This window comes from Micromonospora sp. NPDC049051, from assembly GCF_043197575.1.
Classification (GTDB): Bacteria; Actinomycetota; Actinomycetes; order Mycobacteriales; family Micromonosporaceae; genus Micromonospora.
The window spans coordinates 200,869-216,082 of record NZ_JBICTL010000006.1; the positions used below are offsets into that span (position 1 = coordinate 200,869).

The window sequence follows — 15,214 nt, forward strand, 5'->3', positions numbered from 1 at the left end:
GTGGGACCGGCAGAAGGGGCGGCAGGGGAATGGACAGGGGCCGGATGGGTGACGTCGTTGTCGGCACGGCCGGCAATGTGGCGGGTGCGGTCGTCGATCCCCGGGAGGGCTTGTCCCGGCTCCGCGCGGTCGCCACCGGGCGTACCGTCAGCATCCTGGTCGTCGGGCTGATCATCGGTTATCTGGCGACTCGCCTCGGCCGCCGCAGGTGACCCTCCGCGGGTCCGCCGACCCGGAGATCGGGCCGACCTGACCGACCTGTTCAACGTGCCGCACGATGCCGGGCGACAGTTTCAGATGCTGTCGCGCCCGTGAGGTTCGGGGGCTGCCCAGGTGCGCTGGCCTCCGCTAAATGCGGTCATTTCGGAGTTATCGGTGAGGGATCCGGCTGGTTGCCGGAGAATTCAGGGCGGCCATGACCGCCTCGCGGCAGGTGAGTAGGGGTCTGCTGGCACCCCGTCTCCGATAGAGCGGCCGGAGCGGAAGGGATCGCGGTCCATCGGCCCGAGCGGGTCGACGTCGACAGGGCCGCGAACCGGGAAACTCCATGATCGGGAGGCGTGAGGTGCAGGAGATCGTTGGCGAGAGCGTGGCCCGACGGTTGGTGGAGTGGGGCGTCGACACCGTCTTCGGCCTGCCGGGCGACGGCATCAACGGCCTGATGGAGGGATTCCGCCGGCAGCGGGAGAAGCTCAGGTTCGTCCTGGTGCACCACGAGGAGGCAGCCGCCTTCATGGCCACCGGTTACGCCAAGGCCACCGGCCGTATCGGCGTCTGTGCCGCCACGTCGGGACCGGGAGCCATCCACCTGCTCAACGGGCTGTACGACGCGAAGCTCGACCATGTGCCGGTGCTGGCGATCACGGGCATGCAGGAGACGTCGGTGCTCGGCTCGCATTACCAGCAGGAGGTGCACACCCCGCTGCTCTATCAGGACGTGGCGGCCTACAACCTGATGGTCACCAATCCGCAGCAGGTGCCCGGAGTGGTGGACATCGCGATCCGCCACGCCCTTGCCATGCGGACGGTGGCCCACCTGACCTTCCCGAACGACGTGCAGGTCGCCGCAGCCGACGAGGACCCGTACCGGCACGTCAGCCCGGGTGAGCCGCCGATGAGCAGGGCGGTGGTGTCGCTGCCGGCGGTACCGGCGGAGCAGGCCGATCTGGCCCGGGCGGCGGAGGTGCTCAACGCCGGCACGAAGGTGGCCATGCTCGTCGGCGTGGGCGCCCGGCACGCCCGTGACGAGGTCATCGCGGTGGCGGAGGCGCTGGCCAGCCCGATCGTCAAGACGCTGCCGGGCAAGATGGTGGTGCCCGACGACCATCCACTCACCACCGGCGGCCTCGGCCTGCTCGGCACGAAGCCGAGTGAGGCACTGATGGAGGAGTGCGACACCCTGCTCATGGTCGGCACGTCCTTCCCGTACGGGAAGTACCTGCCGAAGCCGGGGCAGGCCCGCGTGGTGCAGATCGACATCGACGCCAGCCTGATCGGCATGCGGTTGCCGGTCGACGCGGCGCTCACCGCCGACGCCCGGCTGGCGTTGCAGCAGTTGCTGCCGATGCTCCAGCACCGGTCGGACCGGTCCTTCCTGACGAAGTACCAGCGGGAGCGGGATGCGTGGCGTTCGGACATGGTCGCGCTACAGGATCCGGCGCGGGAGCCGATCGCCCCGCAGTACCTGATCAGCTGCGTCGACGAAGCGGCCACCTCCGACGCGATCCTGACCTGTGACTCCGGCACCATCGCCACCTGGGCGGCCCGGCATTGGACCATCCGGGGCGGGCGGGAGTTCTACCTGTCGGGCAACCTGGCCACGATGGCGCCGGGCCTGCCGTATGCGGTCGCCATGCAGCACGCGTATCCGGGCCGGCAGGTGATCGCCTTCGTCGGTGACGGCGGGTTCGCCATGCTGATGGCCGAGTTCCTCACCGCCGTGCGGCACGAACTGCCGATCAAGGTGATCGTCAACAACAACAACTCGTACGGGCAGATCCTCTGGGAGCAGATCATCCTCGGCTATCCCGAGTACGCGGTGCGACACCGCCAGCCGGAGGCAGACTTCGGCGCCTGGGCCCGCGCCTGCGGCGGCTACGGCGCGAAGGTCACCGACCCGAAGGCGTTGCCCGAGGTGATTCGGGAGGCCCTCGCCCACCCGGGCCCGGCGCTCGTGGACTGTGACGTCAACCCGAACGAACCGCCGATGCCCGGAAAGGTCAGGTACGACCAGGCGAAGCACTTCACTGAGGCGTTCCTGCGCGGACAGCCGCACAAGGTCGCGACGCTGGCCACCGTCACTCGAGACAAGCTCAACGAGCTGCGGTCATGACCCGGGTCGCCGCTACACCGGTCGCGCTGCCCGACCCGGTGACCCGGGCGCCCGCGCCGGCCACGGGCGTGGACCTCGACGCCCTGGCCGCACGGCTGCGCCCCGTGGTCGACGGCGAGGTCCGGTTCGACGCCGGCTCACGCGGCGCCTACTCCACCGACGGCTCCAACTACCGCCAGATCCCGCTCGGCGTGGTCGTGCCCCGTACCGTCGAGGCCGCCGTCGCCGCGATCGAGGTGTGCCGCCAGACGGGCGTGCCGGTGCTGTCCCGCGGTGGCGGCACGAGCCTGGCCGGCGAGTGCACGAACACCGCCGTCGTGATCGACTGGTCGAAGTACTGCAACCGGCTGCTCGACGTGGACGTCGAGGCGAAGACCTGCCTGGTTGAGCCGGGCATCGTGCTCGACACGCTCAACGAGTTGCTGGCCCCGTACGGGTTGGAGTTCGGCCCCAAGCCGGCGACCCACAACCACTGCACCATCGGGGGGATGATCGGAAACAACTCCTGCGGGGCGACGGCACAGCGCACCGGCAAGACCGTCGACAACCTCGTCGAGATGGAGGTACTGCTCTACGACGGCACCCGGATGTGGGTCGGCGAGACCAACGACGAGCAGTACGCCGAGATCCAGCGCCGGAGCGGCCGCCAAGCCGAGATCTACCGCCAGCTGCGGGCGCTACGGGACGAGTACCTGAGCGACATCCGCACCCGATACCCGGACATCCCCCGGCGGGTCTCCGGCTACAACCTGGACAGCCTGCTGCCGGAGAGGAACTTCCACGTCGCGCAGGCCCTGGTCGGCTCGGAGAACACGTTGGTCACCGTGCTGCGGGCCCGGCTCAAGCTCGTCCCGGTGGTCCCGGCCAAGGTGATGGTCTTCCTCGGCTACCAGGACATCGCCGCCGCGGCCGACGACGTGAAGCACATCCTGCCGCACAACCCGATCGCCCTCGAAGGGCTCGACGACAAACTGATCAACTTCGAGAAGCGCAAGCACATGCACCCCGCCGCGGTGCACCTGCTTCCGAAGGGCGGCGGCTGGTTGATGGTCCAGCTCGGTGGCGACACACCGCAGGAGGCGGAGGACGCCCTCGCCCGGATGCTCGCCGCGATGCGACGCGAGGCCGGGCCGCATGTGCACCGATTCGACGACGAGGCCCACGAGGAACAGATGTGGCGGGTCCGCGAATCCGGCCTCGGCGCGACCGCCCGCGTGCCCGGCGAGGACGACACCTGGGAGGGCTGGGAGGACTCAGCCGTCCCACCGGACCGGCTCGGCGACTATCTGCGCGATCTCGACCGTCTGTTCCGGGAGTACGGCTTCGAACAGGCGTCGCTGTACGGGCACTTCGGACAGGGCTGCGTGCACACCCGGATTCCGTTCAAGCTGACCACCGCCGACGGCGTGCGTCAGTTCCGCTCGTTCATCGAGCGCGCCGCGGACCTCGTGGTGTCGTACGGCGGATCCTTCTCCGGGGAGCACGGCGACGGACAATCCCGGGGCGAGTTGCTGCCAAAGATGTACGGCGAACGACTGGTCCGCGCGTTCGGCCAGCTCAAGGCCATCTTCGACCCGGACGACCGGATGAACCCGGGCAAGGTCGTCGGCCCCTACCCGCTGGACAGCCACCTGCGGATCGGGGTCGACTACAACCACGGCGGCGTGCTGACCCACTTCCGTTACCCCGATGACTCCGGCAGCTTCGGCCGGGCGGTGCTGCGCTGCGTCGGCGTCGGCAAGTGCCGGCGACAGCACGGCGGCGTCATGTGCCCGTCGTACATGGTCACCCGGGAGGAGGAGCACTCGACCCGGGGCCGGTCCCGGCTGCTGTTCGAGATGCTCGACGGCACCGCCCGGGGCGGGGTCATCGGCGACGGCTGGCGCTCCGAGGCCGTCCGGGACGCCCTGGACCTCTGCCTGGCCTGCAAAGGCTGCAAGGCGGACTGCCCGGTCAACGTCGACATGGCGACGTACAAGGCGGAATTCCTCTCCCACCACTACCAGGGGCGGCTACGCCCCCGGTCGCACTACTCGATGGGCTGGCTGCCGGCGCTGGCCGCGGTTGCCGCCCGCGCGCCACGCGTGGTGAACGCGCTGACCCAGGCACCCGGACCGGATCGGCTCGCCAAGCTGGTCGGTGGCATCGACCGCCGCCGGGACATCCCCCTCTTCGCGCCGGAGTCGTTCCAACGCTGGTTCACCCGCCGGACGCCGAACGGGGACGGCTCCCGCGGCGAGGTGCTGCTCTGGCCCGACACCTTCACCAACCACTTCCACCCCGGCGTCGGGCAGGCCGCGGTCGAGGTGCTGGAGGCGGCCGGCTGGCGGGTGCGGGTGCCGGACCAGCCAGTCTGCTGCGGCCTGACCTGGATCTCCACGGGCCAGCTCGGCGTCGCCAAGCGGGTGCTCCAACGGACCGTGGACGCACTCCGTCCGCATCTGCGGGCCGGCACCCGGGTGGTGGGCCTGGAGCCGAGCTGCACGGCCGTGTTCCGCAGCGACGCCCACGAACTGTTCCCCGACGACGAAGATGTCTCCCGGCTGCGGAAGCAGACGGTCACCCTGGCCGAGCTGCTGCACGAGCACACGCCGGGCTGGCGACCGCCGTCGCTGCCGGCGCATGCGCTGATCCAGACACACTGCCACCAGCACGCCATCCTCGGCACTGCCGCCGACCAGGCAGTACTCACCGCAGTGGGAGTCCAGGCGGACATCCTCGACTCCGGCTGCTGCGGACTGGCCGGCAACTTCGGCTTCGAGGCGGGGCACTACGAGGTCTCCGAGGCGTGCGCCGAGCGGGTTCTCCTCCCGGCCGTCCGGGCCGCCGCCGACACCGACGTCATCCTGGCCGACGGTTTCAGCTGCCGTACCCAGGTCGCGCAGGGAGCCGCCAGCGGTCGGGGGGCGATCCACCTCGCCGAGCTGCTCCGCGCCGGTCTGCACGGCGACCCGGTCGACGACCGCCCGGAACAGCGGTGGGCGCGGCGGCCGGACAAGCCCTCCCGCACGGCCCGGCTGTTCGCCGCCGGACTCGTCGGCCTGGCCGCGCTCGCCCCGGTCATCGCGCTGGCCGTTCGGCAGCGGCGGCGGTGACCGGCCTTGCGACTCGACGCGGCGGCATACCGGGTGCCGACCGACGCACCCGAGGGAGACGGCACCCTCGCCTGGACCGACACCACCCTCGTGCTGGTCCGAGCGGCGGCCGACGGCGAGACCGGCACCGGCTGGACGTACGGACCGAGCGCGGTGGTGCCGGTCGTCACCGACCTGCTCGCACCCGTGGTGGCGACACTCGACCCGGACGACGTGCCGGCCGCGTGGTCAGCCATGCAGCGGCGGCTGCGCAACGCGGGACGGCCCGGCGTGGCCGGGCTGGCGCTGTCCGCCGCCGACTGCGCGATCTGGGACCTCAAGGCCCGCCGCCACGGCCTGCCGCTGGCCCGCCTGCTCGGCACCGCCCGCCGGCAGGTCCCGGTGTACGGCAGCGGCGGCTTCACCACCTACGACGCCGAGCGTCAGCATCGGCAGCTTTCCGGCTGGGTGCACGACGAGGGCATCCCACGGGTGAAGATCAAGATCGGGGAGTCCTGGGGGACGGAGGTGCCCCACGACCTCGCCCGGATGGCGGCCGCCCGGCGCACCATCGGCGACGACGCCGAGCTCTACGTCGATGCGAACGGCGGCTACCAGCGCAAGCAGGCCGTCCGGGTGGCCCTGGCGGCCGCCGACCTCGACGTGCGCTGGTACGAGGAACCGGTCAGCTCCGACGACCTCGTCGGGCTCGGTCTGCTCCGCGACCAGGTGCTGCCCGACGTGGCGGCCGGCGAATACGGCTTCGACCTGGCCTACTTCCACCGGATGGCCCCGTACGTCGACTGCCTCCAGATCGACGTCACCCGGTGCGGCGGGATCAGCGAGTTCCTGCGCGCGGCGGCCGTCGCCGACGCGGCCGGCCTGGAGGTCTCCGCGCACTGCGCACCCCACCAGCATCTGCCGGTTGCCGCCGCGACGCCGAACCTGCGGCATCTGGAATGGTTCCACGACCACGTGCGGATCGAGTCCATGCTCTTCGATGGAGCGGTGCCCGCGGCGGGAGGCAGCGCACCGGCAGTGCTGGATCGGCCCGGTCACGGGCTGGAACTGCGCGAGACTGAGGCGGAGGGGTACCGGGTGCGCTGAGCGCGCCGGAAACAAGCAACCGATGGACGGGGCGAACCCCGCCAGGCTGCGCAGCAGCCCGCGGCGTCCCGTTGGGCGGGGCGCCACCGGGCACGCGATCTCCAACGCCGAGTCTCACCGGCCGACGTCGCGGGGGACGGGCAGGGCGTAGCGGTCGGACAGCTGCGCCGCGACCTCCTCGGCCGTTCTGGCCCGGGCCCTCGTGATGGCCCACTCCCGCGTCTCACCGCATGGTCGCAGGGACGACGCGTGCCGGTTCGCCGGACACCTCGACTCGGCGCGGTTACCTCGTCGGGTACCGGGTAGCTGGCGGTAGAGGCCAGGCCGGGAGGGGCGACATGCGGCGATCCGGGCGGGACGCAGGGGTTGCGGTGATCACGGGAGCCAGCGCCGGCGTGGGCCGGGCCACCGCCCGGCTGCTCGCCCGGCGGGGAATCGCCATCGCGCTGCTGGCCAGGGGGCGTACGGGGCTGGACGCCGCCGCAGCCGAGGTAGGCGCGTACGGCAGCCGGGCACTGCCAATCGAGGTGGACATGGCCGAGTACGACCAGGTGGTCGCGGCCGGGCAGCGGGTGGAGGACGAACTGGGGCCGATCGACCTGTGGATCAACGACGCCTTCAGCTCCGTGTTCTCGCCCTTCCAGGAGACCCGGCCGGAGGAGTTCCGGCGTGCGATGGAGGTCACCTATCTGGGGTACGTGCACGGCACCCGGGTCGCGCTGGCCCACATGACGCCTCGGGACCGAGGGACGATCGTGCAGGTGGGATCGGCGCTGGCGTACCGGGGAATCCCTCTGCAGGCCACCTACTGCGGGGCCAAGCACGCGATCGTCGGATTCACCGAATCGCTGCGCTGCGAACTGATGCATGACAAGAGCAATGTGAAAGTGACAATGGTGCACCTGCCGGCAGTCAACACGCCCCAGTTCGACTGGCTGCTGACCCGGTTGCCCCGGCATGCCCAGCCGGTGCCGCCGATCTACGAGCCCGAGGTCGCCGCCCGAGCGATCGTAGGTGCTGCGGACCGGCCCGGACGCCGTGAGTACTGGGTGGGCATCTCCACTGTCCTGACCATCCTGGGGAATCGGATCGCTCCCGGGTTGCTCGACCGGTACCTGGCCCGGACCGGGTACCAGTCGCAGCAGACCCGGCAGTCGACCGATCCGCGCCGGCCCGCGAACCTGTGGCACCCGATGGACGGCCCGAACGGCCACGACTTCGGCGCGCGGGGCAGTTTCACCGGGCGCTCACACCGCCACAGCCCTCAAGCCTGGATGTCCCGCCACCCCCTGGTCACCGCAGCCGGCCTGACCGTGGCGGCCGGCGCACTCGGCACCCTGGTCGCCACCCGTGACCGTCATGCGGCCGAAGCCAATTCCTGACGTCGTCCTCGGTGACCCCATTCAGCACTCCGGCGGCATTTAAGGATGCCGATGCGATGCCACGCATGCGGCCGACGTCGCCGGAGCCTGTGCGGACCTGCAGCGGAACAGGCCTGCCAACAGCAGCACAGCGAGTTGAAACGTTGCAAGCCCTAGCTGAAAGGCTGTTAGGACCGGATCCCGACAGATCGCAGTCAATCCGGAAATCAAAGACCATCATCGAATCTGCAACGCCACACGTCGATGTTTTGGGGCTGCGATGGATGACACGCTGCGGATTCGGGTGGAGGCCGGCGCTCAGGCCACTGCCCTCCTTGGCTGGCTGCGGGCCGAGCCAGAGCTGAGCGGCTACGTCGACCGAGATGCATCGCCGCCCACAACGGGCTCGCTGGGCACCGTGACGGACGTCCTGGTCGTCGCGGTGGGCTCCGGCGGGATCGCTACGGTGCTGGCCAGCGCTTTGGTCTCCTGGATTAGGCGGCGCACTGGCAGCGCCGAGATCACGGTCACTCTGTCCGACGGCAGCTCGATCGAGATCAGGGCCACCGACGTGCACGGCCTCGACGCGGACGGAGTCGCAGCCCTGGTACGTCAGGTGCGCGCCGCGATCGCCGGAGCGCCGGCCAGCGATGGCTGAGACCGTGCCTCCCGGCACGCGGGTCCTGATTGTGGCGACCGGAACCCATGTCGAGGGCTCGGTCCTGCCGGACGTGCCCGCTGCGGCGACCACCGCGCATGACCTGAGAAGGGAGTTGATCCTGCGCCGCGTGGTCGTGCCCGGGAACGTGCGGACTCTGCTCGACCCGAGCGATCCGGTCGCGTTCGGCGAGGCGGTTATCGCGGTGGCCGAGGAAGCCGACAGCGTGCTGATCGTGTACTACGTGGGCCACGGGCTCGTCGGCCTCGACGGCAGGCTGTACCTGGCCACCAAGATCACTGACCATCTGACGCGTGGCCTGGAATTCAAGGCTTTCCCCTACGCGGTTCTGCGGGCAGGGCTCGCCGCCTCCCGAGCGCGGTCGATCGTCCTCGTGCTGGATTGTTGCTTCTCCGGTCGCGCGGATCCTGGCTTCGGTGGGGTGGCCGGATTGTTCGACCAGGCTGACGCCCAGGGCGGTTTCGTGCTGGCCTCCGCCGCGCCGGAGGAACTGGCGCTCGCGCCTGAGGGCGAGCGGAACACCGCGTTCAGCGGCAGGTTCCTCCGGTTGCTGCGCGAGGGCGATCCCGGCGGGCCTCCGCTGCTGACCTGGGATCACGCTTTTCGGTATCTGTCGCGGCATCTGCGGGACACTGGTTTCCCGCCGCCACACCGCCGGTCGCGGGACCGGGCTGGCGAGCTGGTCCTTGCGGTCAACGAGGCTTACCAACCGCCTTCGGAACCAAACCGGCCGGTCGACCCCGAGGACGAGGACCGGGCGTCGGACTTCTGTCCGTTCCAGGGCTTGGCCTCGTTCGGCGCGGACGACGCGCGGTACTTCTTCGGCCGTGACCGGTTGGTCACGGAACTGGTTGAGCGGATGTCCGCCCAACTGGTGGCGGACGGACCGGTGATGGTCGTCGGCCCGTCTGGAGCAGGGAAGTCCTCGCTGTTACGTGCGGGACTGCGACCGGCCCTGGACCGAGGGCTGCCGGCCGCACCACAGGTGCGGGGCTGGTCGCATCTGCTGTTCAACCCCGGCGAGCACCCGGTACGAGAGCTTGCGAGGGCCCTCGGCCACACGTTCGGCGGGGACCCGCAGGAGATCCAGACAGCGTTGACCAAAGACCCGCATTCGATCACCAGCTACCTGCGGCGACCTGGCATGCTGGCGGACGGACACCAGTTGGTCCTGGTCATCGACCAGTTCGAGGAGTTGTTCACCCTCTGCGTCGACGAACGACAGCGTGAGGTGTTCGTGGCGAACCTCGTCGCCGCGTGCACTCGCACTGCGGAGGCTGACGCTCCGCCCGCCGTCGTGATCCTTGGGCTGCGCGCCGACTTCTACGGACATTGCGGTCAGTACCCTGCGTTGGTCGATGCCCTGCGCGAGGCCCAGGTGCTGGTCGGCCCGATGACGACGGGCGAACTGCGAGACGTGATCGAAAAGCCGGCGTACCTCGCCGGACTGGCCTTGGAACCGGGACTTGTCGATCTGGTGCTGCGGGACCTGCGGACCGGCGGGCCCGGCGCCGGCCCGGCGCTGCCGCTGCTGTCGCACGCACTGCTGTCCACCTGGCAGAACCGAGTGGGTCGAACGCTGACCATGGCTGGCTACGAGGCGGCCGGAGGGATCTGGGATGCCGTTGCCCGCACCGCCAACCACACCCACGACCGGCTCGACGAGGACGGCAGGGCGGTGCTGCGCCGCGTTCTGCTGCGCATGGTCCGGCTCGGCGACGACACGGAGGACACCCGCCGCAGAGTCCCCCTCACCGAGTTTGACGAAGACGGACCGGCTGCGCCGGCGGTGCTCGATGCGCTGGTACAGGACAGACTGGTCACCGTCGACAGCGAGACCGCCGAGCTCAGCCATGACGCGCTACTGCGCCACTGGCCTGAACTGAAGGGCTGGATCGAGGCCGACCGCGCGGGCCTGTTGGTCCGCCAGCGCTTGCACGAGGCCGCGGAGGCCTGGGAGCGCGACGGTCGCGACCCTGGCGCGCTATACCGTGGCGTCCGGCTTGACGCGGCCCAGCAGTGGCTCGAGGAGTTCGGTCACGTTCACGGAACGACCGCCGAAGCGCGGGCGTTTCTCGAGGCGAGCATCACCCAGGCGCACGCCGAGCGGCGGGCCGTCCAACGCCAGGCCAGGCGGCTGCGGGTACTGGCCGGCATGCTGGCGATCTTCCTGGTGGCGACTGCCGCCGGGGGTGGCACGGCCCTGTGGCAGCGCCAGGTGACAGCCCAGCAGCGGGACCTGCTCGCCTCCAAAGCCGTCAGCGCGACCGCCGATCGGCTCCGAAGCACAGACCCTGGCCTGGCCCTGCAGCTTGCGCTGGCCGCCCGCCGGGTCGCCGACACACCAGAGGCCCGGACCAGCCTGCACAACGCCGCGGCTGCACCGTACGACATCCACCTCGACGGGCACACCGCAACCGTGACCCGGCTCGCCTACCACCCGGGCCGGCACCTGCTGGTCAGCACCGCAGAAGACCACACCGTCCGGCTCTGGGATATCAGCGAGCCGAGCCGACCCAGGACAACAGCCGTGCTGCCCACCCCGGCCAGGTCGGACGTGGTCCTCAGCCCGGATGGCCGACTGCTGCTCGCAGGGCAGACCGGCACCGCGCAGCAACTGTGGAACGTCGAGGACCCGAACAAACCGGTGGCGCTCGCCGCACTGGGCATCGGGCCCAGCCACGTCGCGTTCAGCGCGAACGGACGCACCCTGTTCGCCCTGAACAAGGCCACCCTGACCCGGTGGGACCTCACCGACCCCGGGCGTCCGGTCGAGGTCGATACGCTGCCCGTCGGGCTGGCGGACGTCAGGTCCGTCTCACTCAGCGCGGACGACCACACCCTCGCCGCTGCGATCGACCCAGGAAACGGCGAGTACGCCGTCCGACTGTGGAACGTGACCGACCCGCGTCGGCCAGTGCTGGCGACCACTCTCGCGGACGCCGACGCGCTCTCGGTGGCCTTCAGCCCTCGCAGTCCGATACTCGCGGTCGGTAACACCGGTACTGGGGTGGAGCTGTGGGACACCACCGATCCGAACCGGCCCACCCAGCCGCGCAAGACCAGCATCACCAAGGGTTTCGGGGCGGTGGCGGCCCTGAAGTTCCACCCCGACGGCCACGCTCTCGCGGCGGGCGTGTCCGCCACGACCGGCAACCGCATCGAGCTCCTGGACGTCAGCGATCCGGCGGCTCCGAAGACGACCGCCGAATACCCCGAGCCCACACTCGTCAACCAACTGGTGTTCGGCGATGACCCGGCAACCGTCTTCAGCATCGGCGAGGAGAACAACTTCATCCGGTTCTGGCGGCCCGCCCTCAACACGCGGTGGCCGGTGAACGAACCTGTCGACGCGCGCCAGATCACCTACAACGAGAGCCAAGTCCTGGTGCTGCCGAGCGACGCCCAAAAAGGGGAGTTCACGTTGTGGCGCACCAACGGATTCCGACAACCGCACCAGGTCGGCGTCCTGAAGACCGGGACGGAGGACTCGAAAGTGCTCGCCGTCGATGACCGCCTGCTGGTTGAGTACAGTCGGGAGGCGCCTGTCCGGCTGTGGGACATCACGGACCCGGCGCACCCCGTGCCGCGCGCCTCCCTGGCCCAGGTCGGGGGGAAGAAGGAAGCGCCCTTCCACTCCATCGTCAGCGACCTGACCGCCGCCGGCCGCCTGATTGCCGTCAACACCGACGACGGCCGGATCCACCTGTGGGATGTCACCAACCCGGCAGCACCGACTCCACTGTCCACGGTCCCGCAGCCTGACCTGCCCGGTGGCATCTTCTTCATTCAGGGCGGGCGTACCCTTGCCGTCATCGACGGTGGCGCCACCGGCGGCGTTCTCTTCTGGGACGTCGCCGACCCCCGGCGGCCAACCGGCCCCACCTCGGTGGGCACCGACAGTGGTATCCATCAATCGAACGGGTTCAACAGTCGGCTCGCAGCGACCGGATCCGGCTTCGACCTGAAGCCCGTTTGGCTGTGGGACATCAGCGACCCGGCACACCCCGTCGCCGGGGCGCTCCCGCCGAGCATCGTGCGCGGCCTCGCAATGAGCCCCGACGAGCGCACCCTCGCCACGGCGACCGACAACAGCATCGACCTGTGGAACATCGAAGACGTACGAAAGCCGGTGCAGGTCGGCCACATCACGGTCACCATCCCCGTCAAGCTCACTTTCAGCCCCGACAGTCGTCTGCTGGTCGCCCAAAGCGGCGAGAGGCGTTCCCGTTGGTTCGACAATGCCAGCCAACTACAGCTCTGGGATGTTACCGACCCGGCCCGCGTCGCGGAGGTGGCCGCTCCGACAGTGCCGGTCAACCTCGCGTCAGTGGGCTTCAGTCCCGACAGCAGCACCCTGTACGTCGCCGGCGACCGCCAGCTTCTCCTCCTAGACCCAAACATGGACAGTCTGACCCGGCGGCTCTGCGAGGCGGTCGGGGACGCTCTCTCCCTGGAACAATGGCGGCAGTACTTCCCCGGAACGCGATATGACCCGCCCTGCCAGCGGTGACCGGGAGTGCGGATGCGAAGTGACACTCACCGGTCGGACACCTCGATGTCTATCAGGGAATCTCGGTGAATTCTCTGGTTTCGTCATGGTCTGTCTCCCTCCCGGTCGGCGGTCGGTGAGACAGACCGTAGGAGCGTGAACCGCCGCTTCTGTCGCTGCAGGCCCTCACAACACCTCGCACCTCCTCACGCGGTCCCACATCGCAGCGCTGACTCGGCAGCCATCGATCAGAGCAGCGTCCCTGCTGGCCGCCGCGGACGCGGCCGGGATGATCGCCCAGCCGCGTGCTGGACAGCGCGGCCCCATAGCCCTTTCCGATCGCCCACCAACTACCGACTGCGCGCGGTGCCGGCAGGGCGTACGCGGCGGAGGCGATCGGCTGAGGCGGTCAGTGGACCGTGATCCGCTGACGGGCTTCGAGTCGTCCCCGCACGCCGGGGGTGCGGTCGCCGAACACCGTTCACGTCGCGGGAACGTGATCCAGGTTCAGTTGGTGCCAGCGCTCGGCGGTGATCAGGTGCAGGACCGGACCTCGGCCGACAACCGTTACGTGAGCCGGAAGCGGGGTCCCGTCCGGTAGGACGAGCCGGTGTGTGCCGACGACGCGCATCGTTTCGCCGTCGAGTTCCCCCACGACGAACCGGTCGTGCTGCTGCCCGTACCCGCCGAGGAGCCCGATCCGGGTGCCGGCAACCGCCAAGGCCTTGGCCCCGTCGGTCTGATTGCGCCACCCGGTGACGTCGTCGCCGTGGATCCGCACGATCGGGAAGCCGCTGTAGTAGCAGGTCCAGGTCGCGTCGTCGCTGACGTTGAGGGCGTAGCAGTCGTCGATCGCGCCCGCGTCATTGTCGACGTGGGACGGGAACCGCCACGTCGGCTCCAACTCCGGCGAGAAGCGGACCAGGCCCATGTTGCCGAGCGGTGGCGGGGCGTCGCCGCTACCCCAGCCGTAGTTGCCGTACACACCCTCGTCGAAGTACCCGACCCACACGTCACCGGATGTGGTGGTGAGGACGTGCTCGATACCGTCACCGAGGGTCGCCTGGGCCTCGATACGTCCGTTGCTGTCGTAGATCACGCCGTTGCGGTCCGGGCCATCGGGGCGCCACCGGCATCGGGCTCCGACCACCAGCATCCGACCGCCCGGCAGGGGCTGCGCCGTCGGGTGGGCCAGCGTCAGCCCAGGCAGTGACATGACATCAACGGCGTCCCCGGTCTGCCGGCTGACCCGGACCGGTACGGGACGGTCGGTGGCCGGATCCGGAAACGTCGCCCAGCCAGGCTGGGTGGTGACCGATCGCAGCGCTGCCTCGTCGGCCGCGTTCGACCACAGCGCGACGAGTTCGCCGGCGGGCCCGATCGACGCCGACACCAGCACGTCGCCTTCCGCGGGCCGCACGAGCGGCACACCCTCGTCAAGCTGCCACCTCGGCGAGGTCTGGGTAGTTTGCTCCCTGCTACGCCGGCGACCGTTCCCCCATTTCATCCGAGTACCTCATCACCCGTCGCGTCCGACCGCCAGCCGATTCCACCAGGGCGACCGACGCCAGCGGAACAAGCGCAGACCCCCAAGCGGGAGCCCTCAGGCGCGCAGTCCTTTCCCGGTAGCCACGATGGCCTTCCCGAACCATGTTGCGGTGTCGGTTGCCGAGCGGCTCCAGACCGCGACGCACTGGATCACCCGATCGTGGTGCAGGCATCCGTAGCGGTGGGGGAATGACGTGCCGTCGGGGAGTGTCATGGTGGCGGTCACTGCCCGGCCGGGCGCGTCGAGCCCGGCCGGTAGGTCGGTGGCGGTATGCCCGTCAGTGACCTGGCCCTCCTCCACGTCCTGGTCGCAGGCCTCCAGCAGGTCGAAGAGCCGCCGTACGGATTCGCTGGCCATCGCTTCGCTCGCATAGACCACGGTCTGTTGGTAGACCTCGACGAACTCTCCCGGTTCGGTGTCGGCCGGGGTGCCGAAGACGCGCGCCACCGCGACCAGTCGCCGATCCAGCATCGGCATCGGTTGGCCGCACACCACCCCGTCGGAATCCAGTCTCTCGTCCACGTGGGCAGGCTTCTCGGCCAACCCGACCAGGCTTCCAGTGGCGGCGAGGCGGTCTCGCAGTTCCCGCGCGGCACCGCCGTCACTGGGCGAGGGAGCGA

Annotated in this window: 9 protein-coding genes; 7 read left to right on the forward strand and 2 right to left on the reverse strand. The window is 69.9% G+C overall.

Annotated elements, in window-relative coordinates:
• The first annotated feature begins 44 nt into the window (after positions 1-44).
• The 7 genes from ACGFIR_RS24965 to ACGFIR_RS24995 all read left to right on the forward strand — a co-directional run bounded on the left by ACGFIR_RS24965 (position 45) and on the right by ACGFIR_RS24995 (position 13,066).
• On the forward strand, positions 45-212 hold the full coding sequence (locus ACGFIR_RS24965; protein WP_393006424.1) for a hypothetical protein: 168 nt from the start codon (positions 45-47) through the stop codon (positions 210-212).
• A 353-nt stretch (positions 213-565) separates the two neighbouring features.
• Positions 566-2,332, forward strand: coding sequence for a thiamine pyrophosphate-dependent enzyme (locus ACGFIR_RS24970; RefSeq protein WP_393147466.1), 1,767 nt, complete (start codon positions 566-568; stop codon positions 2,330-2,332).
• Positions 2,329-5,427: an FAD-binding and (Fe-S)-binding domain-containing protein gene (locus ACGFIR_RS24975; protein WP_393147468.1), complete on the forward strand. Its 3,099-nt coding sequence runs from the start codon at positions 2,329-2,331 to the stop codon at positions 5,425-5,427. Before ACGFIR_RS24970 ends, ACGFIR_RS24975 begins: the two co-directional genes overlap by 4 nt.
• 6 nt (positions 5,428-5,433) lie before the next feature.
• On the forward strand, positions 5,434-6,513 hold the full coding sequence (locus ACGFIR_RS24980) for an enolase C-terminal domain-like protein (protein WP_393147470.1): 1,080 nt from the start codon (positions 5,434-5,436) through the stop codon (positions 6,511-6,513).
• Positions 6,514-6,851: 338 nt separating this feature from the next.
• Positions 6,852-7,895: an SDR family oxidoreductase gene (locus tag ACGFIR_RS24985; RefSeq protein WP_393147472.1), complete on the forward strand. Its 1,044-nt coding sequence runs from the start codon at positions 6,852-6,854 to the stop codon at positions 7,893-7,895.
• 259 nt (positions 7,896-8,154) lie between these two features.
• On the forward strand, positions 8,155-8,532 hold the full coding sequence (locus ACGFIR_RS24990; RefSeq protein WP_393147474.1) for a hypothetical protein: 378 nt from the start codon (positions 8,155-8,157) through the stop codon (positions 8,530-8,532).
• On the forward strand, positions 8,525-13,066 hold the full coding sequence (locus ACGFIR_RS24995; protein WP_393147476.1) for an AAA family ATPase: 4,542 nt from the start codon (positions 8,525-8,527) through the stop codon (positions 13,064-13,066). Before ACGFIR_RS24990 ends, ACGFIR_RS24995 begins: the two co-directional genes overlap by 8 nt.
• A 460-nt stretch (positions 13,067-13,526) precedes the next feature.
• Here the strand turns inward: ACGFIR_RS24995 and ACGFIR_RS25000 are convergent, their stop codons facing one another.
• The gene (locus ACGFIR_RS25000; protein ID WP_393147478.1) at positions 13,527-14,465 is read right to left on the reverse strand and encodes a hypothetical protein; all 939 of its coding nucleotides are present in this window, start codon (positions 14,463-14,465) and stop codon (positions 13,527-13,529) included.
• A gap of 183 nt (positions 14,466-14,648) precedes the next feature.
• A complete protein-coding gene (locus tag ACGFIR_RS25005; protein WP_393147480.1) occupies positions 14,649-15,116 on the reverse strand; it encodes a hypothetical protein in 468 nt (155 codons plus the stop codon).
• Positions 15,117-15,214 lie beyond the last annotated feature (98 nt).

What these genes read in the sequence shown, in the direction of transcription:
- ACGFIR_RS24990 (WP_393147474.1), top strand. Translation starts at nt 8,155, where the DNA reads ATGGATGACACGCTGCGGATTCGGGTGGAGGCCGGCGCTCAGGCCACT.
- ACGFIR_RS24995 (WP_393147476.1), top strand. Translation starts at nt 8,525, where the DNA reads ATGGCTGAGACCGTGCCTCCCGGCACGCGGGTCCTGATTGTGGCGACC.
- ACGFIR_RS24985 (WP_393147472.1), top strand. Translation starts at nt 6,852, where the DNA reads ATGCGGCGATCCGGGCGGGACGCAGGGGTTGCGGTGATCACGGGAGCC.
- ACGFIR_RS24965 (WP_393006424.1), top strand. Translation starts at nt 45, where the DNA reads ATGGGTGACGTCGTTGTCGGCACGGCCGGCAATGTGGCGGGTGCGGTC.
- ACGFIR_RS24975 (WP_393147468.1), top strand. Translation starts at nt 2,329, where the DNA reads ATGACCCGGGTCGCCGCTACACCGGTCGCGCTGCCCGACCCGGTGACC.